The organism is Rhodococcus sp. NFXS4 (assembly GCF_058139645.1).
The window spans coordinates 538,778-562,311 of record NZ_CP192221.1 but is presented as its reverse complement, the minus strand read 5'-3'; the positions used below and the strand labels follow the sequence as shown (position 1 = coordinate 562,311).

At 68.5% G+C, this 23,534-nt stretch carries 26 protein-coding genes; 7 read left to right on the top strand and 19 right to left on the bottom strand.

Annotated elements, in window-relative coordinates; all coding sequences use genetic code 11:
* Positions 1–193: 193 nt before the first annotated feature.
* Positions 194–1,465: a DUF445 domain-containing protein gene (locus J4E04_RS02715; protein ID WP_027506323.1), complete on the bottom strand. Its 1,272-nt coding sequence runs from the start codon at positions 1,463–1,465 to the stop codon at positions 194–196.
* 276 nt (positions 1,466–1,741) lie between these two features.
* Here J4E04_RS02715 and J4E04_RS02710 point away from each other — a divergent pair, with 276 nt between their 5' ends.
* Positions 1,742–2,443 carry a TetR/AcrR family transcriptional regulator gene (locus J4E04_RS02710; RefSeq protein ID WP_027506322.1) on the top strand — a complete coding sequence of 234 codons (702 nt, stop codon included), beginning with the start codon at positions 1,742–1,744 and terminating at the stop codon, positions 2,441–2,443.
* A 6-nt stretch (positions 2,444–2,449) separates the two neighbouring features.
* On the opposite strand, the gene J4E04_RS02705 is transcribed toward J4E04_RS02710, so the two are convergent.
* Entirely contained in the window at positions 2,450–2,632 is a 183-nt protein-coding gene (locus J4E04_RS02705; RefSeq protein WP_056441560.1) for an Rv3202a family protein, read from the bottom strand.
* Between the two features lie 44 nt (positions 2,633–2,676).
* Entirely contained in the window at positions 2,677–2,931 is a 255-nt protein-coding gene (locus J4E04_RS02700; RefSeq protein ID WP_155957058.1) for a hypothetical protein, read from the bottom strand.
* 204 nt (positions 2,932–3,135) lie between these two features.
* On the opposite strand from J4E04_RS02700, the gene J4E04_RS02695 reads away from it, so the two are divergent.
* Entirely contained in the window at positions 3,136–3,711 is a 576-nt protein-coding gene (locus J4E04_RS02695; protein ID WP_155957057.1) for a type 1 glutamine amidotransferase domain-containing protein, read from the top strand.
* A 7-nt stretch (positions 3,712–3,718) separates the two neighbouring features.
* Here J4E04_RS02695 and J4E04_RS02690 read toward each other — a convergent pair whose 3' ends face one another.
* Positions 3,719–4,207 (bottom strand): PPOX class F420-dependent oxidoreductase, encoded by a 489-nt coding sequence (locus J4E04_RS02690; RefSeq protein WP_037186134.1) that lies wholly within the window; start codon positions 4,205–4,207, stop codon positions 3,719–3,721.
* A 126-nt stretch (positions 4,208–4,333) separates the two neighbouring features.
* Between J4E04_RS02690 and J4E04_RS02685 the strand changes: the two genes are divergently transcribed.
* The gene (locus tag J4E04_RS02685) at positions 4,334–5,365 is read left to right on the top strand and encodes a sensor domain-containing diguanylate cyclase (RefSeq protein WP_222646266.1); all 1,032 of its coding nucleotides are present in this window, start codon (positions 4,334–4,336) and stop codon (positions 5,363–5,365) included.
* Here J4E04_RS02685 and J4E04_RS02680 read toward each other — a convergent pair.
* From J4E04_RS02680 to J4E04_RS02670, 3 genes are all read right to left on the bottom strand, one after another.
* Positions 5,291–7,540 (bottom strand): EAL domain-containing protein, encoded by a 2,250-nt coding sequence (locus J4E04_RS02680; RefSeq protein WP_328811171.1) that lies wholly within the window; start codon positions 7,538–7,540, stop codon positions 5,291–5,293. The genes J4E04_RS02685 and J4E04_RS02680 overlap by 75 nt on opposite strands.
* A gap of 119 nt (positions 7,541–7,659) precedes the next feature.
* On the bottom strand, positions 7,660–8,694 hold the full coding sequence (locus J4E04_RS02675) for a PHP domain-containing protein (protein ID WP_490149846.1): 1,035 nt from the start codon (positions 8,692–8,694) through the stop codon (positions 7,660–7,662).
* A gap of 120 nt (positions 8,695–8,814) precedes the next feature.
* Complete coding sequence (locus J4E04_RS02670) at positions 8,815–9,180, bottom strand: STAS domain-containing protein (RefSeq protein ID WP_037186133.1); 366 nt, start codon at positions 9,178–9,180, stop codon at positions 8,815–8,817.
* Positions 9,181–9,527: 347 nt separating this feature from the next.
* Between J4E04_RS02670 and J4E04_RS02665 the strand changes: the two genes are divergently transcribed.
* The 3 genes from J4E04_RS02665 to J4E04_RS02655 are packed head-to-tail and all read left to right on the top strand — an operon-like array spanning position 9,528 to position 11,644.
* Complete coding sequence (locus J4E04_RS02665) at positions 9,528–9,959, top strand: ATP-binding protein (RefSeq protein ID WP_056442299.1); 432 nt, start codon at positions 9,528–9,530, stop codon at positions 9,957–9,959.
* On the top strand, positions 9,956–10,747 hold the full coding sequence (locus J4E04_RS02660) for a SigB/SigF/SigG family RNA polymerase sigma factor (protein ID WP_027506315.1): 792 nt from the start codon (positions 9,956–9,958) through the stop codon (positions 10,745–10,747). Before J4E04_RS02665 ends, J4E04_RS02660 begins: the two co-directional genes overlap by 4 nt.
* Before the next feature lie 30 nt (positions 10,748–10,777).
* Complete coding sequence (locus J4E04_RS02655) at positions 10,778–11,644, top strand: PPK2 family polyphosphate kinase (protein WP_490149845.1); 867 nt, start codon at positions 10,778–10,780, stop codon at positions 11,642–11,644.
* A 72-nt stretch (positions 11,645–11,716) separates the two neighbouring features.
* Here the strand turns inward: J4E04_RS02655 and J4E04_RS02650 are convergent, their stop codons facing one another.
* Entirely contained in the window at positions 11,717–12,757 is a 1,041-nt protein-coding gene (locus tag J4E04_RS02650; protein ID WP_490149844.1) for an NAD(P)-dependent alcohol dehydrogenase, read from the bottom strand.
* Positions 12,758–12,821: 64 nt separating this feature from the next.
* On the bottom strand, positions 12,822–13,082 hold the full coding sequence (locus tag J4E04_RS02645) for a DoxX-related protein (RefSeq protein WP_027506312.1): 261 nt from the start codon (positions 13,080–13,082) through the stop codon (positions 12,822–12,824).
* Between the two features lie 104 nt (positions 13,083–13,186).
* Between J4E04_RS02645 and J4E04_RS02640 the strand changes: the two genes are divergently transcribed.
* Positions 13,187–14,014, top strand: a complete 828-nt coding sequence (locus tag J4E04_RS02640) for a class I SAM-dependent methyltransferase (protein ID WP_490149843.1) — start codon at positions 13,187–13,189, stop codon at positions 14,012–14,014.
* On the opposite strand, the gene J4E04_RS02635 is transcribed toward J4E04_RS02640, so the two are convergent.
* The 10 genes from J4E04_RS02635 to J4E04_RS02590 form a co-directional block, all read right to left on the bottom strand.
* Positions 13,987–14,568, bottom strand: coding sequence for an Rv1363c family protein (locus J4E04_RS02635; RefSeq protein ID WP_051613463.1), 582 nt, complete (start codon positions 14,566–14,568; stop codon positions 13,987–13,989). The genes J4E04_RS02640 and J4E04_RS02635 overlap by 28 nt on opposite strands.
* Before the next feature lie 40 nt (positions 14,569–14,608).
* Positions 14,609–15,559: an MlaD family protein gene (locus J4E04_RS02630; RefSeq protein ID WP_037186130.1), complete on the bottom strand. Its 951-nt coding sequence runs from the start codon at positions 15,557–15,559 to the stop codon at positions 14,609–14,611.
* Positions 15,556–16,623: an MlaD family protein gene (locus J4E04_RS02625; protein ID WP_222631988.1), complete on the bottom strand. Its 1,068-nt coding sequence runs from the start codon at positions 16,621–16,623 to the stop codon at positions 15,556–15,558. Before J4E04_RS02625 ends, J4E04_RS02630 begins: the two co-directional genes overlap by 4 nt.
* Positions 16,620–17,684 carry an MCE family protein gene (locus tag J4E04_RS02620; protein ID WP_056441526.1) on the bottom strand — a complete coding sequence of 355 codons (1,065 nt, stop codon included), beginning with the start codon at positions 17,682–17,684 and terminating at the stop codon, positions 16,620–16,622. The genes J4E04_RS02625 and J4E04_RS02620 overlap by 4 nt, the downstream gene beginning before the upstream one ends.
* Before the next feature lies 1 nt (position 17,685).
* Entirely contained in the window at positions 17,686–18,666 is a 981-nt protein-coding gene (locus J4E04_RS02615; protein ID WP_156380447.1) for an MlaD family protein, read from the bottom strand.
* Positions 18,663–19,688, bottom strand: coding sequence for an MCE family protein (locus J4E04_RS02610; RefSeq protein ID WP_308123810.1), 1,026 nt, complete (start codon positions 19,686–19,688; stop codon positions 18,663–18,665). Before J4E04_RS02610 ends, J4E04_RS02615 begins: the two co-directional genes overlap by 4 nt.
* Entirely contained in the window at positions 19,685–20,731 is a 1,047-nt protein-coding gene (locus J4E04_RS02605; protein ID WP_027506308.1) for an MlaD family protein, read from the bottom strand. The genes J4E04_RS02610 and J4E04_RS02605 overlap by 4 nt, the downstream gene beginning before the upstream one ends.
* 6 nt (positions 20,732–20,737) lie before the next feature.
* The gene (locus J4E04_RS02600) at positions 20,738–21,607 is read right to left on the bottom strand and encodes an MlaE family ABC transporter permease (RefSeq protein WP_056441517.1); all 870 of its coding nucleotides are present in this window, start codon (positions 21,605–21,607) and stop codon (positions 20,738–20,740) included.
* 4 nt (positions 21,608–21,611) lie between these two features.
* Positions 21,612–22,415, bottom strand: coding sequence for an MlaE family ABC transporter permease (locus tag J4E04_RS02595; protein ID WP_051613460.1), 804 nt, complete (start codon positions 22,413–22,415; stop codon positions 21,612–21,614).
* Positions 22,416–22,546: 131 nt separating this feature from the next.
* Complete coding sequence (locus J4E04_RS02590) at positions 22,547–23,431, bottom strand: 3-hydroxybutyryl-CoA dehydrogenase (RefSeq protein ID WP_222631992.1); 885 nt, start codon at positions 23,429–23,431, stop codon at positions 22,547–22,549.
* Positions 23,432–23,534: the final 103 nt, after the last annotated feature.

Sequence of the window (23,534 nt, the reverse complement as noted above, 5' to 3'; positions counted from 1 at the left end):
CTCATGTCGAATGCGCCTCGCCAACGACGATAACCAAGGGTGCTAGCAATTGCAAGCACTGTGCTAGCACCCACACCCGAGGGCACGCGGTGGTGGTGTCGACCAGCCACACACCCTGCTCGGCGCTGCGCAACCCGACCAGTCGGCGGAAAGGGGTGGGCACCTCACGCACCCCGTGTACGGGCCGCGGCGGCTACCCGAACAACAGGTGCGAGATCGAGTAGATCGCCAGACCCGCGAGCGAGCCGACCACCGTGCCGTTGATGCGGATGAACTGCAGGTCCCGTCCCACCTGCAGCTCGATCTTGCGGCTGGCCTCGTCGGCGTCCCATCGGGCGACGGTGTCGGTGATGACGGTGGTGATCTCGTCGGTGTAGTTCTCGACGATGTAGCGCACGCCGGCCATCAGCCAGCCGTCCGCCTTGCCGCGCATCGCGTCGTCGTCGCGCAGGCGGAGCCCGAACTTCTGCACGTTCTCGCTGATCTTGGCGCGCAGGGTGCTCTTCGGGTCGTCCACCGAGTCGACGATGAGCCGCTTGGCCACCTTCCACGATGCCGCCGCGAGGCCGGTGACCTCGTCGCGGCCCATGATCTCCGACTTGATCGACTCGGCCTTGGCGATGGTGTCGGGGTCGTTCTGCAGGTCGTCGGCGAAGTCGGTGAGGAACTTGTCGGCCGCGAGCCGCAACTCGTGCTGCGGGTTCGACCGGACCTTCCACGTGAACTCCACGAGTTCGCGGTGGATGCGTTCTCCGAGAAGCACATCGACGAACTTCGGCGACCAGGACGGAGAGTCCCTCGACACGATCCGGTCGATGGTCGGCAGGCTGTTCTGGGCCCATTCGTGTGCGCGCTCGGCGAGCAGGTCGATCAGTGGTTTCTGCCGGTTGTCCTCGAGCAGCGAGCCCAGGACGCGTCCGATCGGCGGCCCCCACTGCGGATCACCGAGGCGCTTGACGATGGTGTTGTCGATGACCTGCTGAATGTCCTCGTCGTCGAGCACGTCGAGGAAGCCGCGCAGCACGGTCGCCGTCTCCTCCGCGACACGGTCGGCGTGGGCCGGGTCGGCGAGCCAGGTGCCGAGGCGCAGCGGGATGCGCGCGGACTCGACCTTCTGCGACACGACGTCGACGGCGAGGAAGTTCTGCCCGACGAACGATCCGAGGCTGGTGCCGAGCTGGTCCTTCTTCCGCTTGATGATCGCGGTGTGCGGGATCTTCAGACCCATGGGGTGCTTGAAGAGAGCGGTGACGGCGAACCAGTCGGCGAGCGCGCCGACCATGCCCGCCTCCGACGCCGCCCGGACGAAACCGACCCAGCCGCCGGCGCCGCGGGACTCCTGCCACCGGCAGAAGAGATAGACGATGGAGGCGAACACCAGGAAGCCGGTGGCGACGATCTTCATCTTGCGGAGGTCGCGTCGTTTGACGTCCTCGTCGAATGTCATGAGCTGCACCGACTCCATTGTGCAGGGTCGGCGTGCGACTCGTGCCCCGACCGGCGACGACGTCTCGCCCGGACGCGGGTCCGACGGCGCCGGGCACTACTGTTGGAGTGGGCGACGTGACATGCGCCGCCGCACACGAGTGCGCCAGAAGCGCAGTCGGACATCGGGACGGAGTACACGCGCGTGGCGAGCAGATCGGCAGCGAGGAAGAGCGACGGGGACACCGCCGACCAGGACGCCGACGAGACCGGGGCCCGGAAGACCGGGCGAACCCGTTCCGCCAGGGCCGAGACGGTGAAGCCGGATTCCGACGACACCGCGACCGACGCCCGCACGGACAAGCCGGACGGCCGCAAGCGACGCTGGCGCGAGCACAAGATCGCCCGTCGCGAGGAACTGGTGGACGGCACTCTCGCCGCCATCCGGCTGCGCGGCCGCAACATCGGCATGGACGAGATCGCCACCGAGATCGGTATCTCGAAGACCGTCCTGTACCGCTACTTCCACGACAAGAACGATCTGACCAACGCGACGCTCGAGCGATATGTGGAGACGACTCTCGCACCGCGGATCTACGACGCGATCAGCGTCGAGCTCGACGAGTACAACCTCACCCGCCAGGTGGTCGCCGCGTACGTGGAGACCGTCGCGGACGACCCCGAGGTCTACCTGTACGCGATGTCCAACAGCTCGGGGCCGAACCGCGACGTGGTCGCCGAGTCGGAGCGCATGATCGCCGAACTGCTGGCGACGGTGCTCGGTGAGCGCCTGCGCCGGATGGAGATGGACTCGGGCGGCTCGCTGCCCTGGTCGTACGGGATCGTGGGCGGCGTCCAGTTGGCCACGCACTGGTGGATCTCGAACCGGTCGATGTCGGCAGCGGACCTCATCGACTACCTCACCATGATGGTGTGGGGCGGCATCCACGGTGTCGCGGAAGCGGGCGGTTCGCCCTCACGCTTCAACGCGGTCGACCACCCACTCGTCGACGAATAGAGGCGCCTAGCGGTCGTGCTCGTCGTCGAGCGGGACGTCGCGACTCTGCTCGAGCAGGTCCGCGTCGGAGGCGTCGTACGTCACGGCGACCGTGGGCGTGACCGCGTCGGTGTCGTCGTCCTGCACCGTGTCCTGCTCCTGCTCGAGAGCGTCCTCGACGGGAAGTTCCGGGCTCGTGAAATCGGGCATCTGTCGTTCCCTCCCTCGGTGAGTCTGCGTGGGCCGTTCCGAGGTTACCGGCGCTCGACCGGAACCAGCACCACGGCCATACCGGCCATACCGATCATGAGGACACCGACCAGGGCTCCCAGGGCGAAGGAGTTCACCGCGGCCGCCACGAAGGCCGCCATCCCGGCGCACAGGGCGACCATCAGGACGATTCCCGCCGTGGTGTGCTCGAAGAGGCAGGTCATCACGGGTGCCTCGGCGGCATCGCCGGCGGTGTCGGGCACGACCGCTCCGGCCGCGTCCACTGTCGGTGTGCTCACTGGTGTTCCCCTCTCCCGCGTCACCTCTCGGTGAACGCAGCGGTGCCTCGATCGGACGTGCTCACCATCCGGTCGAAGGGCAGATACCCGCGCCCGGGCCGATCCAACCCGCCGAGGGTGTGCCGTTTCCCACCACCGGGTGCCGGGTAGATCGGGACAGCCGCATCGCGTCCCGCGACACGGCGAGAACGAGAGAGGTTCACGATGACTGACACCCCGAACACCGACTCCGGGTCGGCCCGCCGCACCGTGGCGTTCCTCGCGACGGACGGTGTCGAGCAGATCGAGCTCACCGCTCCCCGCGAGGCACTCGATCAGGCCGGAGCGACCACGGTGCTGCTCTCGCTGACCCACGGTGAGATCCAGGCCTTCGAGAACGACACCGAACCTGCCGACACCTTCGCCGTCGACCAGTTGGTCGCCGAGGCCTCCGTCGACGACTTCGACGCGCTGGTCCTGCCGGGTGGAACGACCAACCCCGACACGCTGCGCCTCGACACCGACGCGGTGTCGTTCGTCCGCGACTTCGTGAACTCCGGCAAGCCGGTGGGGGTGATCTGCCACGGCCCGTGGACGCTCGTCGAGGCCGACGTCGTACGCGGTCGCACGCTGACCTCGTACCCGAGCGTGCGTACCGACATCAGGAACGCCGGCGGCACGGTGGTGGACGAGGAGGTCGTCGTGGACGGCAACCTGATCTCCAGCCGCAACCCGGACGACATCCCCGCGTTCTGCGAGGCCGTGGTCCAGGCCGTCACCGCTCTCGACGCGGCCGAGTGAGCCGGGGTCAGCCGTTCGACTCGTCGGCCGGCTGATCCTGCGCGGGCGGCGGGAATCCGCCGGTCGCGATCGGTCCCCACGTGTCGATGGCGATCCGGATGATCGACTTGCCCTGCGTCACCATCGCCTGCCGGTACTCGTCCCAGTCGGGGTGCTCGCCCGCGATCGCCCGGTAGTAGTCCACGAGCGGCTCGACGGAGTCGGGCAGGTCGATGACCTCCGCGGTGCCGTCGATCTGCACGTAGGGGCCGTTCCAGTCGTCGGAGTGGATGCAGAGCGTGACGGCCGAGGACCGACGGATGTTCACGGTCTTCGCGCGCTGCGGGTACGTCGAGACGACGATGCGCCCCTGCGCGTCGAGCCCGCAGGTCACGGGTGAGATCTGCAGTCCACCGGACTGCTTCGTGGTGACCAGGGTGGCGTGATGCCGCTCGGCGACGAAGCGATGCAGGGCATCGAGATCGACTCGGTCGGCTGTTGCGTACGTCGGTGCCATGATTCGAGGGTAGGTGCTCGCCCGCCGGGGGCTAGAATCGGTGCCGACAGACGACACTCGGTCCGGACTCACCGGCCACGCGGTTCCGGGGGTGCCGCGGTCGACCTTCCGCCCTCAGGACAGACCGTGACCGTTCCACCTCGTCCCCCCTCGATCGCACCGCCGCCCTCCGCGCTCTCCACCTTCGACGCCGCGGGCGCGGCCGTCGTCGCGTATCTCGACAGCATCGTTCCCGCGACGGCCTGGGCCGTCTCACGCGTCGTCGACGACAAGCAGATCTTCCTGCGCACCAACACCAACGGCCTGGGGATCGACACCGGCCTCGTCGTGGGGTGGAACGAGTCGCTGTGCCATTCGATGACCGAGGGCGAGATCCCGTCCGTCGTGGAGGACCTCGACGACGCGGGCATCCCGCGCATCGGCGTTCCCGGGCACGACCCGGTCCGGTCGTACATCGGTGTGCCCATCCGGCGGGCGGACGGCTCGCTGTTCGGCACGATGTGCGGTTTCGGCTCGCGGCCGATCAGCGGGCCGCTGCCCGCCGGCATGACCGCGCTGCTCGATCTTCTGTCCGGGCTGCTCACCACGGTGTTCGAGACCGACCACGCCCGCGCGGTCGCGGAGCGGTCCGCCGAACTGGCTCGGCGCGAGGCGGAGACCGACCCTCTCACCGGACTCTTCAACAGGCGGGGATGGAACCGGGTGCTCGAGCCCGAGGACGCGCGCTGGACTCGCTTCGCCGACCCCGGCGCCGTGGTGGTCGTCGACCTCGACGGGATGAAGCAGGTGAACGACCGGCACGGCCATGCCGCGGGAGATCGGGTGATCCGACGCGCCGCCGAACTGCTGCGGGCGTGGGCTCACGAGTCGGACGTCGTGGCCCGTCTCGGCGGCGACGAGTTCGGAGTCCTGGTGTTCGACCGCGACGCCACCGACGTCGACGGCATGCTCACGGCCCTGGAGTCCTCCGCCCACGCGGCGGACGTGCCGATGTCGGTCGGCTGGAGCACGGTCACCGAGGCCGGCAGCATCACCGCGTCGTGGTCGCTCGCGGACGAGAACATGTACGTGTCGAAGCGTCGGTCACCGAGCAGGTCCGGCATCGACATTCATCCGACCCCCGGACGCCACCAGGGCGGTCACGTCGCCCGGCGGTAGTGGTCGCGCCATCAGGTAGCCCTGGGCGTAGCCGCATCCGCACCGGACGAGGCTGTCGAGTTGGGCCGTGGTCTCCACACCCTCGCCCACCACGTCGAGACCGAACGCGTCGGCCACCGACACGACGGCGCGGATGACCGCCTCCGACTGCTCGGTCGGCAGGTCGGCGACGAACGATCGATCGATCTTGATGGCGTCGAGAATCGGGAAGCGCGTCAGGTAGTCCAGCGAGCTGTGGCCGACACCGAAGTCGTCCAGCAGGATCTTGATGCCCATCCGGTGCAGCTCGTCGAGGTTGTTCTTCACGGCGGACGTGTCCTCGAGCCACAGGGTCTCGGTGATCTCGATGCCCAGCAGATCCGGGGCGAGACCGGTCCGCTCGAGCGTGTCGGCGAGGGACGACGCGAACGTGCGCTGACGAAGCTGCAGCGGACTGACGTTGACGCGAAGTTCCACCGGATCACCGGTCTGCCAGCGCGCGGCCTCGGTGCACGCCCGGCGCAGCACCCAGCTGCCGAGCGGCCCGATCAGGCCCGCGCGTTCGGCGGCGGGAACGAACTCGTCGGGCCCGACGACGCCGAGACTCGACGTGGTCCACCGCGCGAGCGCCTCGACCCCGGTCATGCGTCCGGATCGGATGTCGAACACGGGTTGGTACGCCACGTCGAGGTCGTCGTTCTCGATCGCAGACCGGAGCTCCGAGGCGATGGTCAAGCGCCGCAACGCTTCTCCGCCCTGCACCTTGTCGTACAGCTCGTAGCTCCCCGGCCCCTCCTTCTTCGCGCCGCCCATGGCGACGTCCGCCTGGCGGACCATCTCCGCGGCGGTGTGCTCGCCGTACCCGACCGAGATGCCCATGCAGGCGGTGACGGTCGTCGTCCGGTTCCCGATGGTGAGCGGACGGCGGAACATGGCCAGCACACCCTGGGCGACGCCGATGGCGTCGAAGGTGCTGCGCAGGCCCGGGCACACGAGCAGGAACTCGTCGCCGCCGAAGCGGGCGACGGTGTCGGAGGGCCTGACGGTGCGGGTGAGCATCGGCGCCACCGCCGTGAGCACCGCGTCCCCCGCCCCGTGGCCGAAGCTGTCGTTGATGGTGCGGAAGTCGTGGAGGTCCACCAGGATCACCGCGGTGAGCGTGCCGTCCTCGCGCGAGACTCCGAGCGCAGAATCGATGCGTTGGTACGCGAGCGTGCGATTCGCCAACTGCGTCAGCGGGTCGTGCAGGCTGCGGTACCGCAGCTCGCGTTCGAGGTCGGACCGTCGCACGGCGGACGCCAGCACCGCGGCCACCGTGACGACGAAGGACAGCGTGTCGGCCGACGGCGTGTGCGGCTCGGTGCGATAGACGACGAGGACACCCCACGTGCCGTCGCCCCCGCGGACGGGAGCCGCGATACCGCTGCGGAGGTCGTGGTCCTCCAGCAGGGTGACGTCGAAGCGGGTCTCGTCGCGGGTGTCCGCGCACACGATCACCTCCTCGCGCTCGAGCGCGTAGCCGGCCAGCGTCGCGGTGCCCGAGGGCAGGGTCTCCTCGTCCGGCGGCTCGAAGGTGGCCGCGTGGACGGCCAGGCGGTCCGCACCGCGTCGGCGGAACACCACGGCGTGCGTGGCACCGACAAGGTCCACGATGGACTGCAGAGCGGTGGCCACGAGGTCGTCGAAGGATCCGGTGAGCGCCGCACGGTTGAGCCCGGCGACGATGCGCTGCTCGCGCGCTCGGCGGCGGACGGCGGTGAGGGCGTCGACGAGCTCCTCCTCGCGCTCCTGCCGCTCGGAGCCGTCCACGAGTGTCGCGACCACGACCTCGTGGCCGTCGGTGGGTCCGAGTACCCAGGCGGACACCAGGATCGGTCGGGCCGGAGTTCCCACCGCGATCCGACCGGTCCAGGCTCCCGTGGCGTTCAGCTCGGCGAGAATGAGGTCGAGTGTCGAGGCCGCCGTGTCCGCGACGAGGTCTCGCGCGGACGGGTTCTCGTGGGCCGGGAACTCGAGGATGGTGCGGGCGGCGGCGTTGGCGTACCGCACGGAGGTGTTGCGATCGAAGACCACGACACCGTCCTGGGACGACTCGGAGATCGCCGTCAGCGCTGCCAGAACGGTGCGCCTGTCGCCGGCGTCGCCCGAGTCCGAACCACCAGAGTTCAGGCCACCCGAGTTCAGGCTTCCCGTCACCACGTCTCCGCCCCCAGACCCGTTTCCGCCCCCAGCAACACCTCGCGATTGTTCCACCTTCGACGCACTCTGCCCGTTCTTTGCCCGCTTTTCCTCTCGGGGACCGGTACTTGTCCGCGTCACGCTCCGTCCGACGACGCCCAGTCCAGCAACCGGTCGACCGGCCAGGTGGTGACGATACGGTCCGGCGGAACGCCCACCGCGGTGGCACGTGCACAACCGTGGCCGAGCCAGTCCAGTTGGCCGGGGGCGTGCGCGTCGGTGTCGATGCTGAACAGGCAGCCGATCTCCAGAGCGAGCTCCATCAACCGCTCCGGCGGGTCCTGGCGCTCGGGACGCGCGTTGATCTCCACCGCGGTCCCGTGGTCACGGCACGCCTCGAACACGGCACGGGCGTCGAACGTCGACTCGGGGCGGGTGCCGCGTCCGCCCTCGACGAGACGGCCGGTGCAGTGGCCGAGAACGTCGACCTGCGGGTTCGTCACCGCGGCGATCATGCGCGCCGTCATCGTGGCGCTGTCCGCGCGCAGGTGGGAGTGGACGCTCGCGACGACGATGTCGAGGTCGTCGAGCAGCTCCGGCTCCTGGTCCAGCGACCCGTCGTCGAGGATGTCGACCTCGATGCCGGTCAGCACCCGCATCGGCCGCCCGCCGTCGGTCTCGAAGCGTCGCTGCACCTCGCCCATGACCTCGAGCTGGGCGCGCAGTCGGTCGGCGGAGAGCCCGTGGGCGACGGTCAGACGCGGTGAATGGTCGGTGAGCACCCAGTACTCGTGCCCGATCCTGCGCGCGGTCTCCGCCATCTCCTCGATCGGACTTCCCCCGTCCGACCAGTCGGAGTGCGTGTGCAGATCCCCGCGCAGAGCTGTTCGCAGTTCCTCGCCGCCGACACCGATGGGCTGTGCCTCGGCGCGCAGTTGCAGGAGGTACTCGGGAACCTCGCCGGCCGCGGCCGCCGCGGCGACCGCGGAGGTCTTCGGACCGATGCCGCGCAGGGTGGTCCAGCCGTCGGTGCGAGCGAGCTCGGCCATCCTGTCGGCGTCCAGTGCGGCCAGGACGTCGGCGGCGGTGCGGTAGGCCTTGACCCGGCGCGTCTCGGCCCGCGACCGCTCGAGCCAGAACGCCACCTCTCGCAGTGCGGCAACAGGTTCCATGCCGTCAGAGCCTACGGCCCCGGACATGACACTGCCCCTGCCACCGGGAACCGGCGACAGGGGCAGGGGGGAGCGACGACCCGGACGAACCGGATCACGCCGAGTTTCGGTGCAGGGTGGTCAGCGGACCACGCGTGCGGTGGGCTCCCACCGAGCGGCACCCATGACGCGGGTGACCGCGTCGCCGACCACGAGGGTCAGGTGGGAACCGTTCGCCGCGCTGCGGTCGTCGAGACCCGCCACGACGGAAAGTGCTGCGGTGCCGAAGAAGTCGACTCCGGACAAATCGAGCACGATGCTTCGTCCCGCCTCGACGTCGTTGCTCACGACGTCCGAGAAGGTGGACGAGTTGGACAGGTCCACACTGCCGGTGACGCGGTACGTGGTCTCCGAGTCGGTGCGCACGACGGAGATGAGTCCGCCGAGCATGACGACGTCGTCGCCGAGAGTGGTGGTGGTGGATGCGTGTGAAGTCGAAACAGTCATGATTCTCCAAATGCCGATCTAGCTGGAGAAGCAGAGCAATGGTGCTGCAGGAGAAAGAACCCGTCCGCGACTGCAGAATGAGTGGCGGTTGATGGAAAGGAGTCCGAGCGACCATCGACGGTGCTTCGTACGTCGGCTGCTGACTCAACCTGTCTCTGAACCTACGCTACCCGGAGCGGTCTGCCAACCACTTCGGTGAGGATCCTGGTGAACATCGGGCGACGCCGCGGGAGACGCCGCCGGTACGGTGCACGTTTTGCGACGACGGCCCCCGGGTAATCTCGACCGGTCGAACACGTACGAGGTTCGTCTGAACCGACACGCGACACGAAGAAGTGGGAGACCTCATGACACGGGCCATCACGACGGAGCCGAACACGGAGGGGGCCGACGCCACCATCGAGCTCGGTGTCCACGCCGACGCGAGCCAGCTGTCGGTCACTCGCGCCGTGGCCGCGACACTCGCCGCCCAGGACGACTTCGATCTGGACAGCATCGCCGACATCCGGCTCGCCATCGACGAGTCCTGCAGCCGCCTCATCGTGCGTGCCACCCCGGGTGCCCGCATGGTGTGCCGTTTCCTCACCGCGGACGACGCCCTCCACGTGTCGGTGACGACGACGACCGAGGCCGGCGCCGATCTGGACGCCAGTGGTTTCGGCTGGCACGTTCTCAACGCCCTGACCGACTCCGTGTCGACGTCGCAGTCCGAGGACGAGCACGGTGTCGTCTCGACCACCATCGAGTTCACCAAGAGCAAGCACGGCTGGGACGAGTGACGACAAGCGAACGCAAGCCGAAGTCACGGCGCTCGGCGGACGAGTACGCCGACGTCGCCGAGCGCTTCACCCGCATCCGCACGCTGCCCGAGGGCGATCCCCTGCGAGGCAAGCTGCGCGACGAGCTGGTGACGCGGTGCCTGCCACTCGCCGAACACATCGCCCGCCGATTCGACGGCCGCGGTGAGGCGCACGACGATCTGGTGCAGGTCGCCCGCGTCGGGCTGGTCAACGCGGTCGATCGCTTCGACGTCGAACGCGGATCCGATTTCGTGTCCTTCGCGGTACCCACGATCATGGGCGAGGTACGCCGACACTTCCGTGACGCGGGATGGGCCGTCCGCGTCCCTCGGCGCATGAAGGAACTGCACCTGCAGCTCTCCCGTGCCATCGCGGATCTGTCGCAGACGCAGGGGCGGTCACCGACCGTCTCCGAGTTGGCCGAGTATCTCGACCTGGACCGCGACGAGGTCGCGATGGGGCTCACCGCCGGCAACGCCTACCAGACACTCTCGGTCGACAGTGCCTCCAGCGGAAGCGATTCCGAGGGCCTGTCGTTGGCGGACACCCTCGGCGACTACGACAAGGAGATGGAGAACGTCGAGAACCACGAGGCTCTCCGTCCCCTGCTCGAGAAGCTCCCCGAGCGTGAGCGCAACGTGCTGCTGCTGCGCTTCTTCGGAAACATGACGCAGACGCAGATCGCCGAGAAGATGGGGATCTCGCAGATGCACGTCTCGCGTCTCCTCGCCCGGACACTCGCCCAACTCCGCGAGGAACTGCACTAGAGAAGCGGGGCGTACGCCTACGCTCGCGGGATGAGCAGCTCACCGTCGCCCGGCTTCACCACGAATCTGCCCGCGGCCCTGGCCGCGTCGGGCAGGTCGTGGTCGACGGTGGACGCCGCGTCGACGCCCGGTTTCGATCGCGACAAGGACGCCGGCAAGGAGTTGATGTCGGCGCGCGGCAAGATCCTGTCGGAACTTCAGGAGCGTCTGTACGCCTGCGGCAAGAGCGGCGACCACCGGTCGGTCCTGCTCGTGCTGCAGGGGATGGACACCTCGGGCAAGGGCGGCATGGTCCGGCACGTGCTCGGCATGGTCGAGCCCCAGGGTGTCGATCACGCGACCTTCGGCACCCCGACGGAGGAGGAGCGGGCGCACCCGTTCCTGTGGCGCGTGGAGAAGAAGCTGCCGCGACCGGGCCAGATCGGGGTCTTCGATCGGTCCCACTACGAGGACGTCCTCATCGTCCGTGTGAACGAACTCGCTCCTCCCAGCGTGTGGCGCACGCGCTACGACGAGATCAACGACTTCGAGCGCCGCGTGGTCGAGAGCGGCACCACCATCGTCAAGGTGGCCATGGCGCTGTCGTGGGAGCAGCAGGGCAAGCGTCTCGCTCGTCGACTGCGCCGGCCGGACAAGTACTGGAAGTACGACCCGAGCGACATCGAGGCGCGCGAGAAGTGGGTCGCCTACCAGGAGGCGTACCAGGCGGTCCTGGATCGCACCGACACGGAGTGGGCGCCCTGGTACGTGGTGCCGTCCGATCACAAGTGGTACAGCCGCCTCGCCGTCACGGAGCTGCTGACGGGAGCACTGACGTCGTTGGACCTGCAGTGGCCGCCCGCGGACTTCGACGTGGAGCACGAGAAGCAGCGTCTGGCGTCCCTGCCGCGGCCGTGAACGCCGACGGGCGCCGACCGCGAGGTCGGCGCCCGAAGGTGGTGTTCGCAGCTGTGGCGCTGCGCCTGTGGATCAGAGGGTGGCGGTGTCGATCACGAAGCGGTAGCGCACGTCCGACTTGACGACGCGGTCGTACGCCTCGTTGATCTGGTCGCCGGAGATGACCTCGATCTCGGCGCCGATGTGGTGCTCGGCGCAGAAGTCCAGCATCTCCTGGGTCTCGGCGATGCCGCCGACCATGGAGCCCGCGAACGAACGACGGTTCGCCAGCAGGTTGAAGGCCGGGACCTCGAGGGGCTTCTCGGGAACGCCCAACTCGACGAGCGTGCCGTTGCGGGCGAGCAGGCCGAGGTAGTCGCCCATCGGCAGGTTCGCGGAGACGGTGTTGAGGATGAGGTCGAACTTGCCGCGCAGGTCCTTCAGCGCGGTGGTGTCCTTCGTGGCGTAGTACTCGTCGGCTCCGAGTCGCTTGCCGTCCTCCTCCTTGCTCAGCGTCTGGCTGAGCACGGTGACGTGAGCGCCGAGCGCGTGGGCGATCTTGACGCCGACGTGGCCCAGTCCGCCCATGCCGATGATGGCGACCTTCTTGTCGGGGCCCGCGCCCCAGTGCTTCAGCGGCGAGTAGAGGGTGATGCCGGCGCACAGCAGCGGCGCGGCGACGTCGAGCTCGACGCCCTCGGGGATGCCCAGCACGAACTTCTCGGTGACGACGATCTGCGTCGAGTAGCCACCGTGGGTGAACTCACCCTCGTAGGTCTTCGAGTTGTACGTCTGGACGACGCCCTTGGTGCAGTACTGCTCGTCGCCGTCCTTGCAGGCCTCACAGGTGCCGCAGGAGTCGACGAAGCAGCCGACGCCGACGCGATCGCCGACCTTGCGGCTGGTGACGTCGGAACCGACCTCGGCGACGATGCCGGCGATCTCGTGGCCGGGGACGACGGGGTACGTGGTGCCGCCCCACTCGTTGCGGGCGGTGTGGATGTCCGAGTGGCAGATACCGGCGAACTTGACGTCGATCAGGATGTCGTTCGGACCGAGCTCTCGTCGCTCGATGGTGGTCTTCTCGAGCGGTGCGTCGGGTGCGGTGGCGGTGTATGCGGTTGCTGTGGACATGTACACATGTCTACCCGTGCATCGTTGACTCGTAAACCATGTCCGGTTCGTCCCCGGCGACGGATCAGCGAGCGGTGGCCATCCGGTACCCGAGGAAGCCGAGGTAACCCGCGAGCGCGACGAGACCGACCTTGCGCGTGGCCGGGACGGCGATGGCAGTGCCGATCACGAGCTCCGACGCACCGTTGCGGTAGGTCCACGTACGAGTGTCCTTCGGGAACGCCGGCTCGGTGATCGAGCGGAAGGCGTCGGGCGCCACGAAGTGCGCGGCACCTGTTGCAGCGAGACCGATTCCAGCGATGGTGGGCACCGTGATCGAAGCCATGACGTGACGTCCTCCCCTGTACGCGAACGGGTCCGACCGGACCCCGTCGGTCACAGTAGCAACGTCCGCACCGCCGTGGGTGTGGTCGCGCTAGCGTGGTCGGTATGGCCGAGACACCCGCGGTACGGCGGACCCGAGAACTACTCCGAACGGGTGTCGACGCGTCGTCGCCGATGCGCGGAGTGCTCGACGTCCGGGTGACGGACTCCACAGCGCGAGAGGCGTCCCCCGCCTCCGCATCGTCCGTCGCCGGGCGCCTGATGACCTTCTCCCCCCTCGCTGCCGTCTACGAACGCGCGTGGCGGCCTCTGTTCCGCCTGTGGATGGGCGCCGGCGGGCCCTCCGTGGAGGAACAGCGGGCCTACGCGGTGCGTGACCTCGGTCTCGTGTCCCCCGACGTGTCGGTCGTCCTGGACGTCGCGTGCGGACCCGGCAACTTCTCGCGATCGCTGGCCGAGGCCATGCTCACCGGAGCGCACGGTCGGCCTCTCGTCATCGGCCTGGACGCGTCGGAGCCGATGATCGCCCGCGCGTCGGCGGACACCGACGACGACCAGCACGTCGCCTACCTGCTCGGGGACGCGCGAGAGCTCCCGTTCGAGGACGACGCCGTGGACGCGGTGTGCTGCTACGCCGCGCTGTACCTGGTGCCGGAGCCGTACCGGGTCCTCGACGAGATGATCCGGGTGCTGCGACCGGGCGGCCGCATCGCGCTCATGACGACGGTGCGGCGCGGCCCACAGCCGGTCGGGGCGGTCACCGCCGCGGCAGCGAGCACCGTGGGACTGGAGATGTTCCGACGCGACGACATCACCGACGTCCTGCGGGAACGCGGGGTCGAGCATGTGGAGCAGCGCATCCACGGCGCAGCCCAGTTCGTCACCGGGCGGCTGAGCCGCAGCGATCAGGACGTGCCGGTGTCGGCTCCGTAGTCCGAGACCAACCACTCGTCGCCGGTGTGCTCGACGGTCACCGTCAGAAGCGTCGGCACGGCACCGGGTTCGGGCTGCTGCAGGTTCTGCGTGGTCTGGGTCGCGAAGACCGACACCGTGTAGGTGTCGCCCTCCTGCGCCGTGACCGTCGCTGCGTTCACCCGACCCGACGCCACCACCTGCGAGTCGGTCATGATCTGCGTGAGCACCTCGCGCACACCGTCGAAGCGCTCACGCAGAGCATCGGTGGTGCCCTCCTCGACGCCCCCGAAGAAGCCGTCGATGTCCGTGTGGTCGTAGGTCAACGACCGCTCCGTGTACGCCCGCGCCGTGTTCTCGGCGGTGGCGCGGTCGGCATCGGCTCCGCGTTCCGCGGCCAGGGCCGAGTGGGCGGACTGCCACTGCACTCCTGCCACCACGGCAGCGACGGTCGCGAGCACGGCGACAACGGTGGCGACGATCGCCACGAGGCGCGTCCGGGACGACACCGCGGGCACCGCCGTGTCCGGCGCCGCGTCGTCCTCGGTCGAGGTGGTGTCGAGTTCTGTTGTCATGATTGCCTTTTCGTCGTCCGTCTGATGCAGGAGGGGTACGTCAGTTGCCGGGCAGGGTCACGGCCACCCGAGCCGGTCCGCCGCGCGGGAAGACCTGCTCGAGCATCGTCACCAGGGCGCCGGCATCGACCCGGAGCGGGCGGATCGGCTGTGTGACCGGGCGCAGCACGGTGGCGATGAAGCCGAGGTCCGGCGACAACTGACTCAGGTACTCGTCGATCTTGGGCACCAACCGGGCCAGTTCGCCGTCCCACACGGTCTCGCCGACGTACGAGTAGTCCTGGTACGAACCGATCAGGTGGTCGAGACCTGCTCCGGAGGCGTTCAGTTCGGGAACCGCGTCCGCGAGCCGCGGGCCCAGCGCATCGGCGTACGCGTTCTCGCCGAGCACCTGCAGGTTGCGATACAGCCGCCGGATCTCGTCCTTCTTGTCGGCCAACGTGAGGGACAGCAGCCGCAGCACCTCGACGACGTTGTCGATGTCCGACTCCCGGCCCCGCGTGGCGGTGTCGACCGTGTCGACGATGCCGCCCAGCGCATCGGTGTCGATCTCGCGCGTGAGTGCCTCGGCGACCGCGAGGGTGTCGCTGACGCTGGGAGCGACCGAGACGTCCGCCGCGTCCACCACGTCCCCGTCCGCCAGGTACGGCCCGGAGTCCGAGTGCGGACGGAAGTCGAGGAACTGTTCGCCCGCCGCGGAGAGATTCGAGACCCGCACCTCGGTGTCGACCGGAATCTTCTGCGCGGCATCCACTCTGACGACGGCACGGAGTCCACCGCCCTCGACGTCGATCCGCTCGACCCTGCCGATGGCGAATCCTCGCAACGTCACCTGAGAGGTGTCGATCAGGCCGCCGGACGTCGTGAGCGGCACGGTGATCTCGGCGTGGTCGCGTCGCGGATCGATGTCCAGGACGTTCAACGACAGGTATCCGACACCCAGCACGGCGACCGCCGCGAGCGCCGTGGCGGACAGGATCGAACCCCTCATCGCACGAATCCGATCGATCGCAGAACCTGAATCATCTCGTCGGCTCGATCGAGGCCGTCGGCCGGCCTCCGGCCTTCCCGGTCGGGCGCTTCTCCCGCGGGCGTGTCGCCCGAGACGGAGGCGATGCGGACGTTCGGCGACGACGTGAAGAACGGCACCAGCTTCTCGCGCAGCAGGGCGTCCATGCGGGACGCCAGCATCGGCGCCGTCAGATCGGCCGTGGCGAGAGTGCGGATCATGGGCTGCAGAGTGGCGATCACGTCGTGCAGATCTCCCGCCACCGGGTTGATCACGGCACCGATGTTCCGCGACATGTACCCCAGATCGATCAGGGCGTCGACCACGACCAACAGGGCGTCCGCGAGTCCCGCGACACGTTCCGGACCACTCGTCAGGATGGTGTCGAGCGTGTCCGTCTTCTCGGCGAACGACCGGGTCACCGCCTCGGCGCCGCCCAGGATGCGGTCGAGCTCCGTCGTGTTGGTCGCCAGGTCCCGCAACGCCTCTCGGGCCTTGTCGTTGATGAGGTCGACCGTCGCCGGATCCGGCGGGATCGCCCGGTTGAACCGATCGATGGACCGCTGGAAGTCGACGATGTGCCCGCCGGCCACCACCTCGGAGAGCCCGCGCAGCACGTCTTCGACGTTGTCCGCCGGCGTCGTCCGCTCGAGCGGGATGACATCGCCGTCCTGCAGGGTGGCACCCGAAGTGTCGGATCCGTCCTCCGGACGCTGCAACGCGACGTAGATCTCGCCCAGGATCGTGCCCTGGCGCAGTTCCGCTCGCGTGAGCGCCGGCAGTGCGACGGTGCGATCGACGTTCACGGCGGCGACGGCGGTCGAGCCGGTGAGGGTGACCGACTCCAGGAGCCCGACGTCCACACCGTCGAGGACCACCTTGGCCCGCGCCGGCAGATTCAGCACACTCGAGAACTCGATGTCGACCCGGTAGGTCGGGCCCGGAACGTAACTGCCCGGCACGGGCAGGTCGGCGATCGAGGCACCGCAGCCCGACGCCGTCACGGCCGCGGCCGCCACGGTCAGCGCCGCCAGGAGCCGCTTCACCGGGACCCTGCCGATCCGAGCACGAGCGGGACCAGATCGACGTTCACGGTGGACCCACCCGCGACGGGCACTGCGAACTGCGGAGGTGCGAACGTCAGCCGGGCGGCCTGCGTGTCCGGATCCTGGAGGGAGGCGAGCTGTTCCGTCTGCTTCGGCACCCGCGACAGGATGCTCGCGATGTCGCCGACTCTGCTGACGATGATCGCCACGATCGGGACGACGACGTCGAGCACGCGGTAGAGCGTGGGTGCGAACTTCGGCAGCGTCTTCTCGAGGACGGGGAGAAACTCGACCGTCAGGTCGATCGCCTGGGCGAACCGCTCCGAGAAGTCGCCCGCGGCCCCGAGCCCCTGCTTCAGGTTCTCGATCAGCAGGGTGATGTCCGGCCACCGGTCCACCAGGGTCGCCGTCAGCGTGTCGACGTTGTCGACCATGCGGCGCACCTGGGTGTCCTTGTTCGCCGGATTGCCGACCAGATCGGAGACCTGGGACAGCGCGGTCCCGAGTTGCTCCCCGCTGCCGTCGAGTGCGGTGTCGAGCGAGCGCAGGGTGTCGCCGAGAATCTCCTCGTCCGGCGGCCGCGGGTTGTCCGGATCGGTCGTCGACGTCGTTCCGAGAAGCTCCGCGCCGAGCTTGTTCACCGCCTCGAGGGTGTCGCTGATCCCGATGGGGGTGCGGGTGCGCTCGAGCGGGATGCACTCGTCGCGATCGAGGGGCACGCCGTCGCGATACGGCGTGGTCAGTTCGAGCCGGCGATCGGTGACGATGGAGTCCGACATCGTCACCGCACCCACGTCGGCCGGCAACGTGAGCGAGTCCTCGACGGACATCGTGACCCGGACGTGGTCGCCGCGAGGCTCGATGCCGGTCACCTCGCCCACGGGGATGCCGAGGAGCGTGACGTCGTTCCCCTCGTAGAGACCGACCGAATCGGTCATCTCGGCGCACAGATCCGAGCGCGGGGTCCCGACGAGCTGGGCTGCGGACGACGCCGCGGTCCCGGCGCCGACCAGGACGACGGCGGCGACGGCCACTGCCACCACCTTGCTGCGAGCGGCCAAGTCAGCACACCTTTCCGGGAACCGGGACACACAGCGTCGATCCGGTGACGACGGCGGCACTGCGGTCGATGACGGGCCCGGCGCCGGTGTCGAGAAGGCCGGCCATGGACTCGGAGAACTCGCGGCCCGCGGAGATCGCGTCGTCGATGGACCCCGTGCGCTCCTTCAGCGACGCCACGAGATTCTCGACCTCGTCGATCGTGGGGCCGAGCCCCTCGTCGAGCGCCATGATCGGTCGGTGCAGGAGCGAGAACAGCCGGTAGAGCTTGTCGGCGGCCGCGGCGACGTCGGCGCGCTTCGCGCCCAGCTTGGAGGTGATGATGCCGATCTGCTTCAGCAGCCCCAGCAGGATCTCGCGATCGGTCGCCAGTTCGCCGATGTACTCGTCGGCCACGTCGAGGCTCCGGTCGAGATCGTCCTGGCGATCGGCGATCGCACCGGTCATGGACGTCAGGGTCGTGGTGATGTCACGGATCGACTCCGGCTGAGCCTGCACGGCCCGATCGATCTCGGCGATGTTCTGCCGCAACGACGTTCCGTCCAGATCGCGGAGGATCGGCGTCGCCGCCTCGACCGTGTCGGACAGCGAGAACGGCACGCGGGTGTGCTCGAGCGGGATCTCCCCGTCCTGCAGCTCTCCGGTACCGCCGGGAGTCAGCGAGAAGTAGTGGCCCCCCACCGGCGTCAGCAGGCGCACCCCGAGCGACGTCGCGTCGCCCAGTTCGACGTTCTCGTCCACTTCGAAGGCCACCTGGACGTGGTCGCCGTCCAGCTTCATCGACGTCACCGATCCCACCGAGATACCGGCGATGCGGACGTCGTCCCCGGCGTGCGCTCCGCCGGTCGTCTCGAATGCCGCTGTGTACGTGCGATGCCCGATGGGAAGCGAGTACACGACGACGGCGGCCACCACGGCGACGACGAGCGCGAGCACACCCACGATTCCCCAGACGGTCTGGCTTCCCTGACGCACGGAGCTCATCGGCAGACCACCAGGCGCTGGGTTCCGAGCACGACCGAGCCGATGCCGGGAATCTCGGTGTCGCCGGCCGAGCACGCGGAGACCTGCCCCTCGGGGGCGTTGCGCACCGTCTGGTCGACACCGCGCAGCAGACTGGGCACCATCGCGAGCAGGTCCACCAGTTGCTGAGCTCCCGGCACGAGCCGCTTGAACGCCGAATCCACCGGGCCGTACTCGGAGTCGTAGGTGTCGCGCAACTGCTCCCCGATCGAGATGAACGGTCCCTGACCGGAATTGATGTCGTCGACGGACGAGAGCAGGGTGTCGGCCCTGTCGGCGAACGTCGACACCACGCGGTCGAGTTCGGCGAACAGTCGACCCAGTTGCTCCGAGCGCTCGGCCACCACACCGGAGATGGCGCCCAGGTTGCGGATGAGGAGCACGATGAGGTCCTCGCGCTGCGAGGCATAGGTGGTCAGCCCGTCCAGGTCGCGCAGGACCGGCCCGAGGCCCGACCCGTCGCCCTGCACGAGATCGAGTACGTTCTGCGCGAACCGGTTCACCTGGTCGGTGTCGATGGTCTCGAAGATGGGCTGGAACCCGTCGAAGAGCGTCGTGATGTCGAACGACGGCACGGTCATGTCGTCCGCCAGCGAGGACCCCGGTGCCAACTCGGATCCCGAGTCGTCGGTGCTGATGAGCTCGAGATACCGCTGACCCAGCAGGTTCTGGTAGCGCACAGCAGCTTTCGTGGTCGTGAGCACCGGCCGGTCGGAGTCGACCTCGAAGGACACCCTGGCCCGGTTCCCGTCGAGTTCGATGTCGTTCACCGACCCCACGAGCACGCCCGAGAGGCGGACGTCGTCACCGGCGTAGAGACCGGAGACGTCGTCGAAACGCGCGTCGAACGTCGACCGGTCGTCGCCGCCGCCGTTGCGCAGCGCGCCGCCCACGAGGACGAGACACAACACGGCCACGAGCGCGAACGCACCGAGCTTCACCAGGGTCGCCACCGGCGTCCCCACCACCGACGAGCGCGTCACAGCACACCGCCCAGTCGCGCCGCGAAGGCTTCCGCCGGACCGGCCATGGCGGGCATGTTCTTCACGATCACCTGAAGTTGCAGCTGGGTCCGGCCGTCGACGTTCGGGAAAGCGTCCTCGACGCCGGAGATCACGTCGGGTACACGCTGGTATGCCGGCGCGAGCGTTCCCGCCGAGAGCGCCACCGGCAGCAACACGTCCAGCAGGGTGTCCAGCAGCGGGCGGAGGTACGGACCGTTGTCGCGCAATAGATCTCCCAGTGGGATCGAGAGGCCGGATCCGAGTCCGGACATGGCCTTGATCGCCCGCGCACTGTTCTCCGGATTCTCGAAGTACTCACTGCTGGTGACGACCTGGTCGATCACGTCGGTGACCGGTCCGATGGAGGCGCCCAGCCCGTCCGCCAACTCACCACCGCGGTGCAGCTTCCAGGCGAGCGGCGCACGCTGGGTCTCGGCCATCATCTGCGCGGTGTCGAAGAAGGGCTTCAGGCTGTCGCCGAACTCCGACGACACGCGGGACGCCAGGTCGAGCACCCGCTCGGTGTTGTCCGCGTCCAGCACGTCGGTCAGATCGGCGAGTCGGCGGAAGACGCCGGTGACCGTCGCCGTCTCGGTGTCGTCGCCCAGTGCCAGGACGGTGTCCTCGCGCAGCGGGGATCCCTGTCCCTCCGAGTACAATTCGATGACCGTCGCTCCGAAGACAGTCGCGGAGGAGAACCGCGCGGTGACGTCGTCGGTCAGGACCGAGGCGACGGCCGGCTCGATGTGGGCGTGCACTCGCTGCGATCCGAACCCGAGCGGCTCGATCTCGTCGACACGGCCTATGGGTAGTCCGCGGTACTTGATGTCCGACCCGACCGCGAGGCCGTCACCGACGGCGGTGCTGTCGATCGTGAGATCGAAACGGGACTCGAAGTCACCGGTGGCGTACTTGCCGAGCACCACACCGAGGACCACCAGCACGACGGCCACCACGAGGCCACGTACCCGGAGCGAGCGAGGGCCCGCGGATCTGCGGGACAGATCGTCGAAGACTGCCATGGTCCCCTACCCCGAGATCCTGATGCCGACGTCGACTCCCCAGATGACCACGGTGAGGATCATGTCGAGGACGACGATGACGATGAGCGACGCGCGGATCGCGCGGCCCGACGCACGGCCGACACCCTCGGGTCCGCCCGTCGCGTAGTAGCCCTGGTAGCCGTGGATCATGATGACGGCGCCGACGAAGATGGTGGCCTTGAGCAGCGAGTACAGCAGATCCGACGGCTGCAGGAACGCCGAGAAGTAGTGGTCGTACGTCCCCGACGACTGATCGCCGAACGCGGCGACGATGAACGCACACGAGACGTAGCTCAGGATCAGCGTGAGCAGGTACAGCGGGATGATCGTGACCACGCCGGCGATGACGCGCGTGGTGACGACGAACGGGATCGAGCGGATCCCCACCACCTCGAGCGCGTCGATCTCCTCGGAGATGCGCATCGCACCGATCTCCGCCGTCATGCGGCATCCCGCCTGGGAGGCGAACCCGATCGCGGCGATCATCGGGGCGAGTTCCCGCGTGCTGGCGTAGGCCGAGATGAAGCCCGTGAGAGGACCCATGCCGACGAGATTCAGGGCGTTGTAACCCTCGATCCCGATGGACGACCCCACGGCCACGCCGAGGATGACCAGCACCGAGACGGTACCGCCGCCGACCACGAGATTACCGCTGCCCCAGGTGATGTCGGTGAGCACGATCATGGTCTGGCGCCGGTAGGCACGCAGGGTGTGCGGGATCGCGACGAGCACCTGCCACACGAAGGTGAGCTGATGCCCGAGGTGCTCGACCAGCCCGAGCGGTACGCGAGCGATGCGCTTGCCGCCGCGGACGAGCGGCGCGGTGCCGGGCGGGGTGTAGCGGGCGACGGTCATGGCGTCACCCGAGCCGCTGCGGAAGGAACATCGACACCAACTGGGTGGCGAGGACGTTGACGATGAAGGCCGACAGCACACCGACGACGACCGAGGCGTTCACCGCGTTCGCGACACCGCGAGGGCCCGACGTGGCCTCGAATCCGCGCTGGCACGCGACGAGAACCACGATGATGCCGAAGATCTCGGCCTTCACCATCGCGACGACCAGATCGGTGGTCGAGGCGAAGGACGCGAAGGAGGACAGGTAGCTGCCCGGCGTACCGCCCTGGAACCCGACGTTGACGACGTACCCGGACACCAGACCCATGAAGATGACCAGCGAGCACAGCAGCGGTGCGACGACGAGCATGGCGGCGAGCCGGGGAGTCGCGAGCCGACGCACCGGGTCGATGCCCATGACGCGCATCGCGTCGATCTCCTCGCGCACCGTGCGGGCACCGAGATCGGCCGCGATCGCGGATCCTGCTGCGCCGCCCAGCAACAGCGCGGTCACGATGGGCGCTCCCTGGCGGATGACTCCGAGGCCGCCCGCGGCGCCCGCGATGGACGTGGCACCGATCTGATTGGTCAGGCTGCCCACCTGGACCGAGACGATGACGCCGAACGGCACCGAGACGAGAACGGCGGGAAGCACGGTGACCGTGACCATGAACCACGCCTGGTCGAGGAACTCGCGCCAGGCGAAGCGCAGGCCCACCAGGTCCCGCACCAGGTGGCCGAACGCAGCGACCACGAGGTCGGCGAAACGACCCAGCGTGCGGGTGCCGGTGGTGACGCGGGAGACGAGCGGCATGCTGCGCGCCATGTCGATCCCCCCGTACGTCTCGAGTCAGTCGGACGCAGGTGGTGCGCCGCGCTGAAAACTAGCGCGGCAGAACGGGGATCGAGTCGGTTTCTCGGGAGTTCAGTGACGCCTGACAAACATCGGGCCCCGGACTAGGTCGCGATGCGACCGTTGACGTACTCGTAGAACCCGGCACTGGTCTTCTTGCCCAGCAGGCCGGCCTCGACCATGCGGAGCAGGAGAGGCGGCGGCGCGTACAGCGGTTCCTTGTACTCGGCGTACATCGAGTCGGCGATCGACTTCACGGTGTCGAGCCCGATGAGGTCCGACAGTGCGAGCGGGCCCATGGGATGCGCGAGGCCCAGCACCGTGGCCTTGTCGATGTCGTCGCGCGTGGCGAAGCCCGACTCGACCATGCGGATCGCCGAGAGGAGGTACGGCACCAGCAGAGCGTTGACGACGAAGCCGGACCTGTCCGCCGCGCGGACGACCTGCTTGCCGAGGACGTCCGCCGCGAAACGTTCCGCGCGTGCCAGGACGGCATCGGACGTCTTCAGCGACGAGATGAGTTCCACGAGAGGCAGAACCGGCACCGGGTTGAAGAAGTGCATGCCGATGACCCGCTCGGGGCGGGTCGTGGCCACGCCGAGCTTCATGATCGGGATCGACGAGGTATTGGAGGCGAGCACCGCGTCGGGATCCGTGACCACCCTGTCGAGCTCGACGAAGAGGGCCGTCTTGATCCCCTCGTCCTCGAGCACGGCCTCGACGACGATCTCGCGATCGGCGAAGTCGGACAGCTCGGACGTGAAGGTCAACCGTGCGGCGGCCTGCTCACGTTCGCGCTCGGTGATCTTGCCGCTGCTGACGCCGCGGTCGAGCGACTTCAGGATGCGCGCCTTGCCCGCGGCAGCCAGTTCCCGTGTCTGCTCGAACACGATCACGTCGACGTGGGCGCGTGCGCACACCTCGGCGATTCCGGCCCCCATCTGTCCGGCGCCGACGATCCCGACACGTTCGATCTTCTCGCTGCTCACGTTTCTCCTTCACGATGCACGACTCCCCGCGCGGAGGCGAGGCGAGGGTGACTCTGCTGGGGCACGGGCGAAGCCGGGCCGATACGAGACAGGCGGCCCGCAA